This is a genomic window from Micromonospora sp. NPDC048843, from assembly GCF_040649965.1.
Taxonomy (GTDB): domain Bacteria; phylum Actinomycetota; class Actinomycetes; order Mycobacteriales; family Micromonosporaceae; genus Micromonospora; species Micromonospora hortensis.
Genome location: NZ_JBEZGJ010000166.1, coordinates 1 through 16562 on the forward strand (window position 1 = coordinate 1; position 16562 = coordinate 16562).

14 protein-coding genes and 1 riboswitch are annotated in these 16562 nt (G+C 71.3%); of the genes, 5 read left to right on the forward strand and 9 right to left on the reverse strand.

All coding sequences use genetic code 11. The annotated features are described in order from the left end of the window. Positions 1-82: 82 nt before the first annotated feature. From AB0C20_RS28985 to AB0C20_RS28995, 3 genes are all read right to left on the reverse strand, one after another. Positions 83-2191 (reverse strand): M14 family zinc carboxypeptidase, encoded by a 2109-nt coding sequence (locus AB0C20_RS28985; RefSeq protein ID WP_357187599.1) that lies wholly within the window; start codon positions 2189-2191, stop codon positions 83-85. Between the two features lie 180 nt (positions 2192-2371). Beyond that, entirely contained in the window at positions 2372-3025 is a 654-nt protein-coding gene (locus tag AB0C20_RS28990) for a response regulator transcription factor (protein WP_357187596.1), read from the reverse strand. Further along, positions 3022-4092, reverse strand: coding sequence for a HAMP domain-containing sensor histidine kinase (locus tag AB0C20_RS28995; RefSeq protein WP_357187593.1), 1071 nt, complete (start codon positions 4090-4092; stop codon positions 3022-3024). Before AB0C20_RS28995 ends, AB0C20_RS28990 begins: the two co-directional genes overlap by 4 nt. A gap of 125 nt (positions 4093-4217) precedes the next feature. On the opposite strand from AB0C20_RS28995, the gene AB0C20_RS29000 reads away from it, so the two are divergent. From AB0C20_RS29000 to AB0C20_RS29010, 3 genes are read left to right on the forward strand one after another with little or no spacing between them, the layout of a single operon-like run. Then, positions 4218-5525, forward strand: coding sequence for an ArsB/NhaD family transporter (locus AB0C20_RS29000; protein ID WP_357187590.1), 1308 nt, complete (start codon positions 4218-4220; stop codon positions 5523-5525). Beyond that, a complete protein-coding gene (locus tag AB0C20_RS29005; protein WP_357187587.1) occupies positions 5522-7132 on the forward strand; it encodes a potassium/proton antiporter in 1611 nt (536 codons plus the stop codon). Before AB0C20_RS29000 ends, AB0C20_RS29005 begins: the two co-directional genes overlap by 4 nt. Then, positions 7051-7554 (forward strand): TrkA C-terminal domain-containing protein, encoded by a 504-nt coding sequence (locus AB0C20_RS29010; protein WP_357187585.1) that lies wholly within the window; start codon positions 7051-7053, stop codon positions 7552-7554. Before AB0C20_RS29005 ends, AB0C20_RS29010 begins: the two co-directional genes overlap by 82 nt. Before the next feature lie 83 nt (positions 7555-7637). On the opposite strand, the gene AB0C20_RS29015 is transcribed toward AB0C20_RS29010, so the two are convergent. Together AB0C20_RS29015 and AB0C20_RS29020 are read right to left on the reverse strand one after the other, a co-directional pair. After that, complete coding sequence (locus AB0C20_RS29015; RefSeq protein WP_357187581.1) at positions 7638-8438, reverse strand: alpha/beta hydrolase; 801 nt, start codon at positions 8436-8438, stop codon at positions 7638-7640. 107 nt (positions 8439-8545) lie between these two features. Then, positions 8546-9325 carry an endonuclease/exonuclease/phosphatase family protein gene (locus AB0C20_RS29020; RefSeq protein WP_357569125.1) on the reverse strand — a complete coding sequence of 260 codons (780 nt, stop codon included), beginning with the start codon at positions 9323-9325 and terminating at the stop codon, positions 8546-8548. 183 nt (positions 9326-9508) lie between these two features. Here AB0C20_RS29020 and AB0C20_RS29025 point away from each other — a divergent pair, with 183 nt between their 5' ends. Further along, on the forward strand, positions 9509-10279 hold the full coding sequence (locus AB0C20_RS29025) for a TSUP family transporter (RefSeq protein WP_357187575.1): 771 nt from the start codon (positions 9509-9511) through the stop codon (positions 10277-10279). Here the strand turns inward: AB0C20_RS29025 and def are convergent. Both def and AB0C20_RS29035 read right to left on the reverse strand, forming a co-directional pair. Beyond that, positions 10276-10785, reverse strand: coding sequence for a peptide deformylase (def, locus tag AB0C20_RS29030; RefSeq protein WP_238685662.1), 510 nt, complete (start codon positions 10783-10785; stop codon positions 10276-10278). The two genes, AB0C20_RS29025 and def, sit on opposite strands and share 4 nt — an antisense overlap. 32 nt (positions 10786-10817) lie before the next feature. Beyond that, on the reverse strand, positions 10818-12092 hold the full coding sequence (locus AB0C20_RS29035) for a chorismate-binding protein (RefSeq protein ID WP_357187851.1): 1275 nt from the start codon (positions 12090-12092) through the stop codon (positions 10818-10820). A 96-nt stretch (positions 12093-12188) separates the two neighbouring features. Between AB0C20_RS29035 and AB0C20_RS29040 the strand changes: the two genes are divergently transcribed. Then, entirely contained in the window at positions 12189-12389 is a 201-nt protein-coding gene (locus AB0C20_RS29040) for a DUF5999 family protein (protein WP_007460326.1), read from the forward strand. 150 nt (positions 12390-12539) lie between these two features. Here the strand turns inward: AB0C20_RS29040 and gcvP are convergent, their stop codons facing one another. Together gcvP and AB0C20_RS29050 are read right to left on the reverse strand one after the other, a co-directional pair. Then, a complete protein-coding gene (gcvP, locus tag AB0C20_RS29045; RefSeq protein WP_357569126.1) occupies positions 12540-15362 on the reverse strand; it encodes an aminomethyl-transferring glycine dehydrogenase in 2823 nt (940 codons plus the stop codon). A gap of 73 nt (positions 15363-15435) precedes the next feature. Further along, positions 15436-15534: riboswitch (glycine riboswitch) on the reverse strand. A gap of 84 nt (positions 15535-15618) precedes the next feature. Next, the gene (locus AB0C20_RS29050; protein WP_357187566.1) at positions 15619-16461 is read right to left on the reverse strand and encodes an NAD-dependent protein deacetylase; all 843 of its coding nucleotides are present in this window, start codon (positions 16459-16461) and stop codon (positions 15619-15621) included. Positions 16462-16562: the final 101 nt, after the last annotated feature.

Below are 16562 nucleotides of genomic sequence, written 5' to 3' on the forward strand. Positions count from 1 at the left end.
GCGCACCCCAGCCGGCCGCGGTCTCAATCTCTACGGCCACGAGATCGCGGCGCCGCCGGCGTGATGGCTCGCTAGTCGTCGGTCACAGTGACGCGCATTGGCTGGTGCGCGGGCCGTTCACGGTGTTGGCGACGCCGAGGTTGGTCGGGGCGGCGCTGTTAGCGGTGCAGGTGAGCGGGCCGCGAATGGTGTTGCCGGCCAGCAGGGGTGCGTCGGTGCCGGTGGTGTTGCCGGACAGGTTGACCGGGCCGGCGATGGTGACGTCGATGATGGAGATCGCGTCGGTGGTGTTGGTGATCTGCAGTGGCCCGTTGACAGTGGTGTCGGCGAGGAGGACTCCGCTGGCGCGGGTTGCGCTGACTGGTCCGCTGATGGTCGTTCCGGTCGCGACGAGTGCGGCGCCCGTCCGGACGGTGACCGGGCCGTTGATGGTGGCGTCGGCGGCGCAGGTGAAGGCGGATACGACGAGCGGTCCGTTACGCCGGCCGGTGAGGGTCGGGTAGACGCGTTCGCCGTCGGTCAGCTTCTCCACGCCCTTGGTGTCGAGCAGCAGCGGGATCAGGCCGCGTTCGGGCTGGTTGAGGGGTACGTAGTAGCCGTCGTCGGTCTTGATGACCTTCCAGCCGTGCGCGGCGATGCGCTGCGCGACTGTGCTGCCCGCGCCGCCTGGTCCGTCGGTGCGTGCGCCGTTGTACTGCTCGTCGGTGAGCTTGTAGGCGCACGGGGCGTTGTCGAGGATGAGGTCGGCGGGGGGTGCGTCCAGCGGTGGTGGGCTGTCGCCGGGGTGCGGTGCCGGGTGGGCGGGGATGGGGCGGGAGCCGCGGAAGACCAGCCGGCCGGTGTTGGCGGCTTGGGTTTCGATGGCTTCGCTGCGGGCCTTCAGGATGTCGGCGCGGTCGGCGCGGTGGTAGTCGAGGAACTGGTGGAAGGTCCACAGGGCGGAGTAGGTCTTGCGGCGTCGGTTGTTGGCGGTGTTGCCCTCGTCGGGGCGGGTCTGGCCGCCGGAGCTGCGGAGTTCCAGCAGGGAGTTGGTGACGTTCTTGAGTCCGAGGGTGTTGCGCAGGATGGTTTCCTCGCTGAGGCCGACGTTGCCGCCGCCTTCACAGCCGTAGGGGCAGGCCCACCAGCCGGCTTGGGCGCCCTTGGCGTACATGTGGCCTTCGATCATGTCCTGGGACTGGTCGAAGATGGGTTGGGCGACGTTCTGATGCCGTGGGGGCAGCATCGGCAGGTCGCCGGCGCGGGAGTTGCCGAACTCGTGGCCGTCGTAGCCGGCGACGGGTCGGTAGTCGCGGACCATTTTGATGTACGCGGTGGTTTCGGGTTGGCGGATCAGGGAGTAGTCGCGGTTGAGGTCCTGGCCGGTGGAGTTGCCGCGGGTGTTGTTGGCGCGGCCGTCGCCGTTGATGGTGGGGACGATCAGGACGGTGGTGTGGCTGAGCAGGTCGGTGATGCGGGGGTCGGTGCTGAAGGCGAGTTGGCGGGCCATGATGAGGCAGGCTTCGCGGTCGCCGGGTTCGTTGCCGTGCACGTTGCAGTTGATGGCCACGGGTGCGGTGGCGGCGACGGCTTCGGGGGTGGCCGCCGGGGTGGGGTGGCCGATGACGAGCATGTTGATGGGGCGGTTCTGGACGGTGCGGCCGAGTTCGACGACGCGTACGCGGTCGCTGAGGGCGTCGATGGCGGCGGTGTAGGCGTACTCGTCGGTGTCGCTGGTGTACTGCGCGGCGTGGGTGGTCTCCCAGCCGGTGCGTAGTTGCTCGCCGGGGGTGGTGGGGTTGCCCCAGGGTGCGGTGGTGGTGGCGGTGACCGGGTCGGAGTAGGGCTGTTCGGTGGTGCCGGTGCGGGCGCGTACGCGCCATTGGAAGGTGTCGCCGGGGTTGTAGCCGGCGTCGGCGAAGGTGGGTGCCTGTTGGTTGATCTGGCGGTTGGGTCGCCAGATGCCGACGATGGTGGGTGTGCCGGTGGGGGTGTTGTCGGCGTCGACGGGGGTGCGTTCGATCTGGTAGTCGGTGGCGTCGTCGACGGGTTGCCAGGCGAGGGTGGTGTATCCGTCGGCCTGGTGGGCGGTGAGGGCGGTGACCTGGTCGGGTGGTGCGGCACGTTGGGCGTTGGCGGGGGTGGCTGCGGTGGTGAGGGTGACGGCGATGAGGGTGGACACGGCGATGAGGGTGGGTCGCTGGCGTCTCATGTGGCCTCCGACGAGTTGATCGTGGCGCGTGTTGACCAGCATGATCGTCGAAGTCCATCGATGCAATGATCTTGAGGGAATCTTGCGGCTGAGCGGGGCTCCTCCCCCGGCGGCTCGGCCAGCCGAGTTCGGCACTCACCGTGTGGGACAGTGGTGTGTGGAAGGCTGTGGTGGGTCTGGTCAGGGTTCGATGAGGCCCGCGCGGATGGCGTATCTGGTGAGTTCGAGCCGGTTTCGTAGGCCCAGTTTCTGCAGCAGATTGCTTCTGTGCCGCTCGACGGTCTTGATGCTGATGAACAGCAGTTCGGCGATCTCCTTCGAGGAGTGCCCTTCGGCGACGAGTTTGAGGATCTCTTCCTCGCGGCCGGTGATGGCTCGTTCGGGTACCGGTTCGCCGTTGCGGACGCGATCGAGGTAGTTACGGATCAGCGCGGTGACGGCGCCGGGGTAGAGGAACGGTTCGTCGCGCATGGCGGCCCGGCATGCCTCGACGAGGTCGCGGTCGGCGACGGATTTGAGGACGTATCCGTTGGCGCCTGCTCGGAGTCCTTCGAAGAAGAACTGTTCGTTGTCGTACATGGTCAGGATCAGTACCCGCAGGCCCGGTTGCTCTCTGATGAGCTCACGGGTGGCTTGCAGGCCGGTGAGCCGGGGCATCGCGATGTCGAGGATGGCCAGGTCCGGGTGGTGTAGCCGGGCTTGTTCGACGGCTTCGGCGCCGTCGCTGGCCTCGGCGACGACGGTCAGGTCGGGTTCGCCGTCAAGGATGAGCCGGACGCCGCGGCGTACCAGTGCGTGGTCGTCGGCCAGCAGGATGCGGACGGGTGCGGTCATGTCAGTCCCGCCGGGCCGGGCACGTCGAGGGTGACCTGGGTGCCGCCGTCGGAACCGGGGCCGATGCTGAGGTGGGCGCCGACGAGCAGTGCCCGTTCGCGCATGCCGCGGATGCCGGCGCCTTCCGGTTGGCCGTCGATGCCGCGTCCGTCGTCGCGGATCCGTAACCGCACGCCGTTGCGGTGCGGGATGAGCGTGATGTCGACCCGGTTGGCGCCGGCGTGCCGGGCGACGTTGGTGAGGCCTTCCTGGGCCACGCGGTAGAGCACCAATTCGACTTCCTCGGTGAGTGCGGGTAGATCGGGTGCGAAGTCACGGCGGACCTGCAGGCCGCTGTGGTGGGAGATCTCCGCGAACAGTGAGCGCAGGGCGGCGACCAGGCCGAGTTCTTCCAGGACGCCGGGTCGCAGGCGGCGGGCGATGCGCCGGATCTCGTCGAGGCTGTCACGGGTGGTCTCCTGAACCTGGTGCAGTTCGGGGCGTAGGTCGGGCGGGGCGTGGTCGGCGACGCGGCTGATCTGCAGGAGGACGGCCGTCAGCGTCTGGCCGATCTCGTCGTGGAGTTCCTGGGCGATGCGCCGTCTCTCGTTCTCCTGGGCGGACAGCGCGCGGGCGTTGCTGGCGGCGCGGTCGGCTTCGAGTCGGTCGAGCATGGCGTTGAACGTGCTGATCAGGGCGGCGATGCCGGCGTGCCCGGTGACCGCGGGGCGGGGTCCGGGGCGGAGCAGGTCGATGGTGGTCATCGCACGGGTGAGGCGTTGCAGCGGTGCCAGGCCGACCCGGAGCAGCAGCGCGTTCGCGACGAGCATGACGACCAGCCCGGCGCTGAGGATGAGTGCCTCGGCGAGGACGACTGGTGTCGACACCGTCACGGGGCCCAGCAGGACCAGGACTGTCGCCGCGGTGAGGACCGCGGCGTTGATCAGGAAGATCCGCCAGAACAGCGACACCGTACCGGGCCTCCCGTTGTTGTCTCCGCCGGGCGCGGCTGCCGCGGCGGTGTCGACGCTCCGGTACCCCAGGATCTCGTCGGCGCCACGTGGGTGTCTATGGGGGCTGGCTCCCATGTTGTCCCCATGGTCAGCGCCGTGGAATGAGTGTTGGCCCCGATGTCGGGAGCGCCCTGCGTTGGCAACGGTGGTGGGACAGACGGCGGGTGGGCCTTCGGGGTCCGCGCAGAGGGGGGCGGTGGATGACCACGGCGGGCTGGTTGGCGGTGGCGGTGTTCGCGGTCGTGTATGCGCTGATCGCCACGGACCGGGTGGACCGGGTCGCCGCGTCGGTGGGCGGTGCGGTGCTGATGCTCGCGGTCGGGTTGACCGGTACGCAGGAGGCGTTCTTCTCCACGGACACGGGCATCGACTGGCGGGTCATCTTCCTGCTCATCGGGATGATGATCATCGTGTCGGTGCTGAGCCGCACCGGCGTGTTCGAGTACCTGGCGATCTGGGCGGCGAAGCGGGCCCGGGGGCGACCGTACCGGCTCATGGTCATCCTGGTGCTGATCACCGCTGCCGCGTCGGCGCTGTTGGACAATGTCACCACGGTCCTGCTCGTCGCGCCGGTGACCATCTCCGTGTGTCGGCAGCTCGGCGTACCCGTGGTGCCGTTCCTGCTGGCTGAGGTGTTCGCGGCGAACCTCGGCGGCACGGCGACGTTGATCGGTGATCCGCCCAACATCATCATCGCTGCCCGGGCCGGGTTGTCGTTCAACGCGTTCCTGGTGCATCTGACGCCGCTGGTCATCGTGTTGCTGGGTGTCCTGTTGCTGTTCTGCCGGGTGCTGTTCCGGTCGGCGCTGACGTACCACCCGGAACGGGTCGGGCCGGTGCTGGCGCTGCGGGAACGCGACGCGATCCGCGAACCGCGCCTGCTGCTGCTCAGCGGCATCGTTCTCGCCTTCGTCCTCGCCGGGTTCGGCCTGCACACCGTCCTGCACCTGGAACCGGCGGTGATCGCCCTGACCGGCGGCGTCGTCCTGCTGGGTGTGTCGCGGCTGGAGGCGGGCAGTGTGATGCGCGACGTGGAGTGGTCCACCCTGGCATTCTTCGCCGGACTGTTCGTCATGGTCGGCGCTCTGGTCGACACCGGCGTGATCCAGGTGTTGGGCACGTTCGCCACTGACGCGGTCGGTGACAACCTGTTGGGCGCGTCGCTGACCTTGATCGGCGGTGGGGCGCTCATGTCGGCGTTGGTCGACAACATTCCGTCGGTGACCGCCACCAGCCCGATCATCGAGCAGCTCGTCGCGGCGAACGGCGGCATGGAGCAGGCCGGCATGCTGTGGTGGTCGCTCGCGCTCGGCGCGGGGCTGGGCAGTAACGCCACAGTGGTAGCAGCCGCCTCCAACGTGGTGATGGTGGGTGTGGCGCAGCGGGCCGGGTACCCGATCTCGTTTTGGCGGTTCACCCGCGACGGCCTGCTGCTGACCATCGTCACGGTCGCGCTCGCCTGCGTTTACGTGTGGCTGCGCTACTTCGTCCTGGGAGGTGCGCCGTGACGTTGCCGGCGCTGTATCTGCTGTTGGCCGCCGGGACGCTGGTGGCGCTTGTCAGCGTGGGCGCTGCGAAGATCGCCGCGAAAGCCGGGATGCCTGTGCTGCTTGCGTACCTGGGCGTCGGGATGCTGCTCGGTGAGGGCGGCCTCGGGCTGCCGTTCGACGACGCCGCGCTGGCGCAGGCGCTCGGGTTGGCCGCCCTTGCGGTGATCCTTGTCGAGGGCGGCCTGACCACACGACTCAGCGATGTGCGGCGGGTGTTGCGCCCGGCCTGCGCGCTCGCCACCCTCGGTGTGTTCATCAGTGTCGCCGTCACCGCCGCCGCGGCGCACTACCTGCTCGGCCTGCAATGGCACCTGGCGTTGCTGCTCGGCGCGATCGTCTCGTCCACCGACGCGGCCGCGGTCTTCTCGGTGCTGCGCGCCGTGCCGCTGCCCCGCCGGCTGAGCAACCTGCTGGAGGCGGAGTCGGGGCTCAACGACGCGCCCACGTTCATCCTGGTGCTGGCGTTCAGCGCGACAAGTCTGACGACGCTGTCCCCGGGCGGGATGCTTGCCCAGATGAGCTACCAACTGGTGGTCGGGGCGCTCGCCGGCGTCGGGGTGGGCATGGGGGCGGTGTGGCTGCTGCGCCGGTTGACCCTGCCCACCTCGGGGCTGTACCCGATCGCCACGTTCGCGTGCGGGGTGCTCGCCTTCGCCGGCGCCGGCTTGGTTCAGGCCAGCGGGTTCATCGCCGCCTACCTGGCGGGTCTGGTGCTCGGCAACGCCGGCCTGCCACACCGCCGCGCGACCGAGTCACTGGCCGAGGGTCTCGGCTGGATCGCGCAGATTGGCCTGTTCGTCATGCTGGGGCTGTTGGTCTCACCGTCCGACCTGCCGGCGGCGATCGTGCCGGCGTTGGTGGTCGGCGCGGCCCTGCTGCTCATCGCCCGGCCCGTCTCGGTGCTGCTGACCCTGTTGCCGTTCCGTGTGCCGCTGCGCGAGCAGGTGTTCCTGTCCTGGGCGGGGTTGCGCGGCGCCGTACCCATCGTGCTGGCCACGGTGCCGGTGGTGGCCGGCACGCCGGGCAGCCTGGTCGTGTTCAACATCGTCTTCGTGCTCGTCGTGGTGTTCACCGCGATTCAGGCGCCGTCGCTGCCGTGGCTGGCCCGACGCCTCGGACTGGCCCCGCATCGCGTCGGCCCGGACCTGCAGGTCGAGATCGCCCCGCTGGACAACATCGACGCCGACCTCATCAACGTCACCGTCACCGCGGGCTCGAAGCTGCACGGCACGTACCTGGACGAGCTGCGGCTGCCGTACCCCGCGGTGGCACCGCTCGTGGTTCGCCACGGCGTCGCGTTCGTCCCCGCGACGGACACCCGGCTGCGTACCGGCGACGACCTGCTCGTCCTCACCACCCCGGCGGTTCGTGAGGCGACCGAACGCCGACTGCGGGCGGTCAGCCGCGCCGGGCGGCTGGCGCACTGGCACGGCGAGTACGGCGACCCCGAACGGGGTGCGGAACACCCAAGGAGGAGTCCGTCATGGAAATCGAACGCATCGCCCTCCCCGGCGTCGGCGTCTCGTACTCGTTCGTCAACGGCGATGGCACCCGACTCGGCGTGATCTGCCACCCCAACGGCGCCCGAGACATCGCCCTGTACGACCGCGGCGATCCCACCGATGTCCGCGCCGCGGCGGCGCTGTCGCCGTTGGAGGCCCACCACCTCGCCACCCTGCTCGCGGCGACCTCTGTCATCGACCTCGTGCCGGACGGCGACGCGGACGTGGACGCCGTAACTGTGGCCCGGGTGCCGATTCCCGCCGGCAGCGACTACGACGGCCGACCCCTGAAGAGCCTGCGCAGCGACGCCGCCGTCGTCGCGGTTGTGCGCGACGGCCACCCCACCCTCAACCCCGACAGTCGGTGGGCCCTGCGATACGGCGACGCCTTGATCACCGTCGGCACCCGCGACGCGATCGATCACCTCGCGCGCGTCGTCGCCGGGTACGTCACTGGCGGCGGCGCGACACCGCTGCGGGTGTGACGGGCCGGGCGACCGTGGAGAGGACGTGGTCGAGTGGGACGCGGGGCCGCCGATGTGGGTGATCCGCGACGGCGTTGCGGCGCTCACCGGGCGTGGCGCAGGGCCCAGTCGAGGGCGACGTCGGCGATGCGCTGCCAGCCCTGTTGGGCGGGCAGCAGGTGCGCGTACCCCTCGAAGAGCTCGACCTCGGTGATGGTGTCGCCCTTGTAGTGCGCGGCGTTGGCGCGTTGCACGCTGGGCGGCATGATGTGGTCTGCCGAGCCGGAGATGAACAGCAGCGGCGCGCGCTGGTCGTTGTGGTAGTCGACGGCGATGTCCTGGGGGCCGGGCAGCAGGTTGGCCAGGACGCTGTCCCAGAGGATGCCGCCGGCGGCGGGGATGGCGTAGCGCTCGTACAGGGTGCGGGCGGTCTGCTCGTCGAAGGTGTTGGTGAACGCGTAGTTCCACTGCTCGAAGGTGAACCCGACGGCGCGGTGCCGGTTGGCGGGGTTGCGCAGCACCGGGAAGGTGGAACGCAGCTGCGAGAAGGGAGTCACCGTGACGCCTTCGGTGGGTGCCGAGTTGAGCACGACCGCCGAGGCGCCGTAGCCGTGGTCGAGCAGCACCTGGGTGAACGCCCCGCCGGCGGAGTGGCCCATGAGGATGGGTGGCGTGGGCAGCGCGTCGAGCACCGCGGACAGGTGCGCGATGATCTGTGGCGCGGTCAGCGTCTCCAGCGGGCTGGGGTCGGCGTTGATCGCCTCGACCTCGCCTTCCAGGCCGGGGTACGTGGGGGTGAGCACCCGGAAGCCCTTGTCCTGGTAGTGGGTGACCCAGTGTTCCCAGCTGCGGGGGGTGACCCAGAACCCGTGGATGAGGACGATCGTGTCCGGCGTGTCGCTCATGGTCAGCTCCCTGTGGTGTCGGGGGTGGCGATGGTGCGACAGCGTGGTGTCGGCGAGCCCACCCTAGGCATTCGTGAGCCGCGATGCGGCCGGTTGGGCGATGATGCTCAGCCGAGGTCGACCAGCAGGGGGCGGTGGTCGGAGATGGTGGACGCCGGCGCGGTGACAGCGCGTACGGGTGGGAGCTGGTCGAGGGCGTGCCGGTCGGCGAGGATGTGGTCGAGTTGAACGCGGGGCTGCCCGGACGGGTAGGTGGGGCGTCGACCCAGGGGGTGCCAGCCGGAGACGAGCCGGGCCGCGCCGGCGGGCAGGTTGAGGTCGCCGAGCAGGACGCGGGGCCCCGGCAGCGCACGCAGGGCACGGACGGTCTGACGTAGTTGGCGGGCGTTCCAGCCGGGCACGAAGGACAGGTGGGTCGCGGCGACGGTGAGAGGGCCGTGCGGGGTGTCCAGGACGGCGGCGAGGACCACGCGGGGTTCGTCGTGCAGCAGGATCAGGCCGCCGCGGGGGCCGGGCACGTAGACCGGTGAGCGCACCGGCGCCGGCTTGAGTCGGGTGACCTGCCAGCTGCGTACGGGGTGTCGGCTGATCAGCCCGATGCCGTAGCAGGGTTCGCCGTGGCCGTCGTCGTCGTGGCGCAGTGGGCGGAACTGTTCGCCGGGGGTGCCGACCACGGCGGCGGCGAAGCGGTGGTACGGCGCGTCCAGGGCGCGGGCGGCGATGGCGGTGAGGTCGAGGTGGCCGCTGCGGCGTTGGTCGCGGTCGACCTCCTGAAGGGCGAGCACGTCGGCGTCGAGGGCGCCGATGGCGGCGGCGAGTCGGTCGGAGTCGACGAGCCCGTCGGTGAGGGACCGTCCGTGCAGCAGGTTGAAGGTGGCCAGGCGCACTCCTGCACCTTACGTGCCCGTGGCATGGTTGCCCGGTGGTGAAGGTGTTGTTGTGTTCGGTGCTGGTGTTCGTGGCGGTCGGAGCGTTGGGGGTGTGGTTGCGGCGGACGCGGGGTCGGTGACCGGGTGAGGCTGGCCACTCGGGTGCCGCCGCGGCGCGTCGGGTGGGCAGACTTGCTGCCCGTGGACGCCGTGACGCTGAGTACCCTGCTGGCCGCCGCCGCGATGGCCGGGTGGGTCGATGCCGTGGTCGGTGGTGGCGGGTTGTTGCTGCTGCCGGCGTTGTTGGTGGCCGCCCCGGGATTGCCGGTGGCCACCGCGTTGGGCACGAACAAGTTGGCCGCGATCTTCGGTACGGCCACGGCGGCGGCGACGTACGCCCGCAGAACGACTGTCGACTGGCGGGTGGCGGGCCCGGCGGCGGGGTTCGCGGTGCTCAGCGCGGGTGTGGGCGCGGCGCTGGCCGGGGCGGTGCCGGCGTCGGCGTACCGGCCGGTCGTGCTGGTGGTGCTGGTGTCGGTGGCGGTGTTCGTGCTGCTGCGTCCCCGGATGGGGGTGGTGGCGGTACCGGCGAAGCGCACCCCGGTACGGGTGGCGATGGTGATCGCGGTGGCCGGGGTGGGGATCGCCCTGTACGACGGGTTGATCGGCCCGGGCACCGGCACGTTCCTGGTGTTGGCGTTCACCGCCCTGGTGGGCGCGGACTTCGTGCACGGTTCGGCGATGGCGAAGGTCGTCAACGCGGGGACGAACCTGGGCGCGCTTGTGGTGTTCGGGGTGACCGGGCACGTGTGGTGGCTGCTGGGCGCGGGCATGGCGGTGTGCAACATCGCCGGCGCGGTGCTGGGGGCGCGGATGGCGTTGCGCCGCGGCGCCGGGTTCGTCCGGGTGGTGTTGCTGGTGGTGGTGGTGGCCCTGGTCGCGAAGCTGGGCCACGACCAGTGGGTGAGCTAGCCGCGGCGGCTGGGTGAGTCGAAGCGCCCGGCGCGGATCTCGCGCAGGGCCCGGCGGCGGGTGTCGCCGCGCAGGGTGTCGACGTAGAGCCGCCCGTTCAGGTGGTCGGTCTCGTGTTGCAGGGCGCGGGCCAGGAAGCCGCTGCCGGCGATGGTCAGCGGCTCGCCGTGCTGGTCGACGCCGTGGGCGGTGGCGTGCAGGGCCCGCACGGTCGGGAAGTACAACCCGGGGATGGACAGGCAGCCCTCCTCGTCGTCCTGGAGCTCGTCGGACAGCTCCAGGGTGGGGTTGATGAGGTGGCCGCGGTGCCCGTCGGCGTCGTAGACGAACACCTGGGCGCTGACGCCGATCTGCGGTGCGGCGACGCCGGCGCGGCCGGGGGCGCCGAGCAGGGTGTCCATCAGGTCGGTGACGAGGGCCCGCAGCTCGGCGTCGAAGGTGGTGACCGGTTCGCATCCGGTGCGCAGGACAGGGTCGCCGATGATCCGGATGGGCCGCATGGTCATGGGGTTCAGCGTATCGCCGTGCGGTGGCGCGGTCAGCGCCCGGCCAGGGTGGCGCGGATCGGGGTGGTCTTCGCGGCGGCCTCGGCGACCTCGGCGCGTGCGTCGCTGTCCCAGGTGATGCCGCCGCCGGCCCAGGTGTGCAGCCGCTGGCCGTCGGCGGCGGCGGTGCGGATGGTCAGGCCCAGGTCGACGTGGCCCGGGGCGACCCAGCCCAGCGCGCCCATGCTGGCGCCCCGCCCGACCGGTTCGAGGGCGCTGATCTGGGTCAGGGCGGCGAGTTTCGGGGCGCCGGTGACGGAGCCGCCGGGGCAGGTGGCGCGCAGCAGGTCGGCGAGGCCGAGGCCGTCGGCGGCGGCGGCGCGGACTGTCGACTCGGCCTGCCACAGGTCGCACCAGCGGCGCACGGCGAACAACTCGTCGACGGTGACGGTGCCGGTGCGCGCGATGCGGGCGAGGTCGTTGCGTTCCAGGTCGACGATCATGATGTGTTCGGCGCGTTCCTTCGCGCTGGCGAGCAGTTCGGCGCGGCCGGTGGCGGTGGCCGGGCGGGTGCCCTTGATCGGTCGGGTGATCACGTGCCCGTCGGTGACCTCGACGAGGGTTTCCGGGGAGGCACAGCCGATGGCCCAGCCGTCGCCGGTGAGGACGCCGCCGTAGCGGGCGCCGGGGAGCGCGCCGAGGCGGCTCAGGGCGGGCAGTGGGTCGCCGGTGTAGGGGGCGGCGGCGTGGCCGACGAGGTTGCTCTGGTAGACGTCGCCGCGGCCGATGGCGGCGCGGACCGCGTCGACGGCGGCGGCGTGCTGGTCGGGGGTCCAGCTCTCGACCCATTCGCCGAGCCGCCACGGCGGCGGCGGGCCGGGGCGGGTGACGCGGGTGGGGCCGTGCTGGTAGATGACGACGGCGAGGTCGGGCAGGGTCGGCGCGGGTTCGGGTGCCCCGGTGGGTGCGCCGGCCAGCAGCGCCCCGGCGGCGGCGGACAGGTACAGCGCCGCGCCGCAGACCCCGGTGCCGTGCTGGCCGGTGGCGGGTCGGGTCAGGTCGTGCAGGGGTAGGCCGTGCGCGGCGAGGAACTCCTCGGCGAGGGCCGCGGGGTCGCCGCCGTCGCCGCGGGACCAGCGCAGGCGGGCGCGTTCGACGAGCGCACCCCGGCACACGGCCGGTGCGGCGGGTGCATCGATCGATGCCGCCGGGCCGCGGTAGGCGGCAGATGCCGCCGGGTCGCTGTCCGCGACCCACACGTGTGGGAGCGTTTCCACGCCGTACGGTCCAACCTTCCTCATCCGTTCAGTGGATTTCCCGTGCACCAGGCGGGCACCTGCTCGATGCTGGACACTTTCGCTTGGTACTGTGCGTCACTGGTCATGTGAACCATGACACAGTGCCCCCACAGTCCGGAGAACCCGATGTGCCAGCACCAACCGACCTGCCCCTCCGCTGAAGCCACCGACCGGGAAGCCGCGCGGGTCCTCGCCTGCTTCCGTGAGCAGGGCTGGAGCCTGCTCTGCAACGGTGTCATCGTCTTCGAGGACACCGGCGAGCTGCTTCCCGACGGCAGCAGCATCGCACCGCACCGCGGCCCCGCCCGCCACGCCCTCGTGGCCTGACCGACCACTCAGCGTCACCGTTTAGCCGCCGTCGACCCAGGCTAGTCCCCCGGTAAGGGACGTCGCCGCCCAGGTCGCAGCGGCTGCCGGGGCAGGCCGTACCGCCCGCCCCGGCGCGCCGTCGTCAGTCCTCGAACGCCTCCGGCGTCGTCAGTCCTCGAACGCCTCCGGCGACGGGCACGAGCAGACCAGGTTCCGGTCGCCGTACGCGCCGTCGATGCGCCGCACCGGCGGCCAGTACTTGCCGGCCCGGTCCACTCCGGCCGGGTACGCGCCCACCGACCGCGGGTACGAGTGCGACCACTCGTCACCGCTGACCATCACCGCGGTGTGCGGCGCGTTGGCCAGGGGGTTGTCCCCCGCCGGCCACGCCCCGGAGCCCACCTGCTCGATCTCCGCGCGGATCGCGATCATCGCGTCGCAGAACCGGTCCAGCTCGGCCAGGTCCTCGCTCTCGGTCGGCTCCACCATCAGCGTCCCCGCCACCGGGAACGACATCGTCGGCGCGTGGAAGCCGTAGTCGATCAGCCGCTTCGCCACGTCGTCGACGCTCACCCCGGTCGCCTTCGTCAACGGCCGCAGGTCGAGGATGCACTCGTGGGCCACCAGGCCCTTGTTGCCGGCGTACAGCACCGGGAAGTGCCCCCGCAGCCGCGCGGCCACGTAGTTCGCCGCGAGCACCGCCACACCGGTGGCCCGGGTCAGCCCTTCGGCGCCCATCATCCGCAGGTACGCCCACGGGATCGGCAGGATCCCCGCCGACCCGTACTTCGCCGCCGAGATCGCCGGCGTGGCGTCCACGTGCGCGCCCAGCGGGTCGCCGGGCAGGAACGGTGCCAGGTGCGCGCGGACCGCCACCGGACCCACTCCGGGGCCACCGCCGCCGTGCGGGATGCAGAACGTCTTGTGCAGGTTCAGGTGCGACACGTCAGCGCCGAACTTGCCGGGCTTGGCGAACCCGACCAGGGCGTTGAGGTTCGCCCCGTCGACGTACACCTGACCGCCGGCGTCGTGGACCTTCGCGCACAGCGACGCGATGCCCGTCTCGTACACGCCGTGCGTGGACGGGTACGTCACCATGATCGCGGCGAGCCCGTCGCGGTGCTTGTCGATCTTCGCGTCCAGGTCGACGAGGTCGACGTTGCCGTCGTCGTCGCAGGCCACCACGACGACGCGCATGCCGGCCATCACCGCCGACGCCGCGTTCGTGCCGTGCGCCGACGACGGGATCAGGCACACGTCGCGGTGCGTCTCACCCCGCGACGCGTGGTACGAGCGGATCGCCAGCAACCCGGCCAGCTCACCCTGCGAACCGGCGTTGGGCTGCACGCTCACCGCGTCGTAGCCGGTCACCTCGGCCAACCACGACTCCAGCTGACCGATCATCTCCCGGTACCCGACGGTCTGCGCGTCCGGCGCGAACGGGTGGATGTTCGCGAACTCCGCCCAGCTGACCGGCTCCATCTCGGTGGTCGCGTTCAGCTTCATCGTGCACGACCCGAGCGGGATCATGCCCCGGTCCAGGGCGTAGTCGAAGTCCGACAACCGCCGCAGGTAGCGCAGCATCGCCGTCTCCGAGTGGTGGCTGCGGAACACCGGGTGGGTGAGGAAGTCGCTGCCGCGCGTCAGGTCGACAGGCAGGGCCGCGTCCGCGTCGCCGTCGAACGTGGGCACCCCGAACGCCTCCCACACCCGCGTCAGGTGCGCGTCGGTGGTGGTCTCGTCGCAGGACACCCCCACCCGGTCGGCGTCGACCAGCCGCAGGTTGACACCACGGTCCGCGGCGGCGGCCACCACCTCGGCGGCCCGCCCCGGCACGCTCGCGGTGACGGTGTCGAAGAACGCGACGTCCGCGACGTCCACCCCACCGGCGCGCAACCCGGCCGCGAGCCGCGCCGCCATCGCATGGGTACGCGTCGCGATGTCGCGCAGCCCGTCCGGGCCGTGGTAGACGGCGTACATGCCGGCCATCACCGCGAGCAGCACCTGCGCGGTGCAGATGTTGCTGGTCGCCTTCTCCCGCCGAATGTGCTGCTCACGGGTCTGCAACGCCAACCGGTAGGCCGGGTTGCCGTCCGCGTCGCGCGACACCCCGACCAGGCGCCCGGGCAGCATCCGCTCCAGGCCCGAGCGCACCGCCAGGTAACCGGCGTGCGGCCCACCGAAGCCCATCGGTACGCCGAAACGCTGGGTGGTGCCGGCGGCGATGTCCGCGCCGATCTCCCCCGGTGCGCGCAGCAGCGTCAACGCCAGCAGGTCCGCCGCGACGGTCACGAGGGCGCCGACGGCGTGCGCCGCCTCCACGAGGTTGGCGTGGTCGCGCACCGCCCCGGACGCCCCCGGGTACTGCAGGTGCAGGCCGAAGAACTCCGCCGGCAACTCGTCGCGCTGCACGTCGAGGACCCGCACGTCGATGCCGAGCGGCTCGGCCCGGCTGGTGATCACCGCGATGGTCTGCGGCAACGCGTCGGCGTCGACGACGTACACGCCGCTCTTGCTCTTGGAGGCCCGCCGCGCCAGGGTCATCGCCTCCGCCGCCGCGGTGCCCTCGTCGAGCATGGAGGCGTTCGCGGTGGCCAACCCGGTCAGGTCGGTGACCATGGTCTGGAAGTTCAGCAGCGCCTCGAGGCGGCCCTGGCTGATCTCCGGCTGGTACGGCGTGTACGCCGTGTACCAGGCCGGGTCCTCCAGCACGTTGCGGCGGATCACCGCCGGGGTGTGCGTGCCGTGGTACCCCAACCCGATCATGGAGACGGCGACGGTGTTACGCGCCGCGAGGGCCCGCAGCTCGGCGATCGTCTCGGCCTCGGTGGCCGGGTCGGGCAGGTCGAGGGTGCCGTGCCAGCGGATCACCTCGGGGATCGCGGCGTCCATCAGCTCGTCGATCGAGTCGTGCCCGACGACCTCCAGCATCCGACGCTCATCGTCGGGGCCGGGACCGATGTGACGGGTGGCGAACTGCTCTACGGTCATAGGGGGCACTCCCGGGGCGAGGTCGACGTGTCGGCCTCCCCCTCTGTCGCACCCACAGGGGCACTCCACAGTGCCTGCCCACGAGGTCCTTTTGCCTGAGAGGTTCCGGGGAGGATTTGCCCCTTCGGCGCCGCCCTGCGTGCTGTCGGGCGGTCTCTCCCACGTGGGTGTTACCGGCGTGCTCAACGCTACCAGCGTCGGTGTTTCCGGCGGATGTCCTACCCCCGGGCCGGGCACCGAGGCCAGAGACCCACGATCACACCTTGAGCGGCGCTCCAGCGCCGACCCGCGCGGCCAACCGCGGCAGCACCGCGCCCAACGGCGCGTCGACGCAGACCGTGGCGTGGCCGTCACCCCGGGTCGGCCCCTGGTTGACGATCGCGACCGGGATGCCCCGTTTCGCGGCCCGAATCACGAACCGGCGCCCCGACATCACCGTCAACGACGACCCGAGCACCAGCAACGAGCGGGCCTGCTCCACGGCCGCGAAACACCGCGCCACCCGCTGCGGCGGCACCGTCTCACCGAAGAACACCACGTCCGGTTTCAGCATCCCGGTGCCGCAGATCCCGCAGTCCACCGGCCGGAACGCCGCCACCTGCTCATCAGGGAGATCAACATCACCGTCCGGGTTGATCGCGGCGACGCGGGCCACGAACTCCGGGTTGGCCTCGCGCAGCCGCCGGTGAAGCTCCTCCCGGGAGGTCAGGTTGCCGCAGTCCAGGCAGGTCACCTCGTCGAGGCGGCCGTGCAGCTCAATCACCGACGGGCTGCCGGCCGCACCGTGCAGACCGTCGACGTTCTGGGTGATCACCGTGTCGACCAGCCCGGCGTGTTGCAGCCCGGCCACCGCCCGGTGCCCGGGGTTGGGCGCCGCGCCCGCGATCAGCCGCCAACCCAGGTGGCTGCGCGCCCAGTAACGCCGCCGGGCCAGGGGATCACGGGTGAACGCCTGGAAGGTCATCGGCGTGTGCCGCCGCGCCACCCCGCTGGGCCCCCGGTAATCCGGAATTCCCGACTCGGTGGACAGGCCGGCGCCGCTGAGCACCACCACCCCACCACCGGCCACCAGCGAGGTCAACGCGTCGAAGCTCTCCATCACCTCTCCATGCTGCCTCAACCGGTTCGCCAACGCCGAGCCCCGCGCCGGTGCACCGGTTTCCCAAGGCCATGGCGGCCCGGGTGCAGGAGGTCTGCCAG

Bases quoted from the DNA above. Each gene is read 5' to 3' on its own strand.
- AB0C20_RS28995 (WP_357187593.1), bottom strand. From the start codon at position 4,092: ATGGGAGCCAGCCCCCATAGACACCCACGTGGCGCCGACGAGATCCTG.
- AB0C20_RS29040 (WP_007460326.1), top strand. From the start codon at position 12,189: ATGTGCCAGCACCAACCGACCTGCCCCTCCGCTGAAGCCACCGACCGG.
- AB0C20_RS28985 (WP_357187599.1), bottom strand. From the start codon at position 2,191: ATGAGACGCCAGCGACCCACCCTCATCGCCGTGTCCACCCTCATCGCC.
- AB0C20_RS29050 (WP_357187566.1), bottom strand. From the start codon at position 16,461: ATGGAGAGCTTCGACGCGTTGACCTCGCTGGTGGCCGGTGGTGGGGTG.
- AB0C20_RS28990 (WP_357187596.1), bottom strand. From the start codon at position 3,025: ATGACCGCACCCGTCCGCATCCTGCTGGCCGACGACCACGCACTGGTA.
- AB0C20_RS29015 (WP_357187581.1), bottom strand. From the start codon at position 8,438: ATGAGCGACACGCCGGACACGATCGTCCTCATCCACGGGTTCTGGGTC.
- AB0C20_RS29000 (WP_357187590.1), top strand. From the start codon at position 4,218: ATGACCACGGCGGGCTGGTTGGCGGTGGCGGTGTTCGCGGTCGTGTAT.
- gcvP (WP_357569126.1), bottom strand. From the start codon at position 15,362: ATGACCGTAGAGCAGTTCGCCACCCGTCACATCGGTCCCGGCCCCGAC.
- def (WP_238685662.1), bottom strand. From the start codon at position 10,785: ATGACCATGCGGCCCATCCGGATCATCGGCGACCCTGTCCTGCGCACC.
- AB0C20_RS29010 (WP_357187585.1), top strand. From the start codon at position 7,051: ATGGAAATCGAACGCATCGCCCTCCCCGGCGTCGGCGTCTCGTACTCG.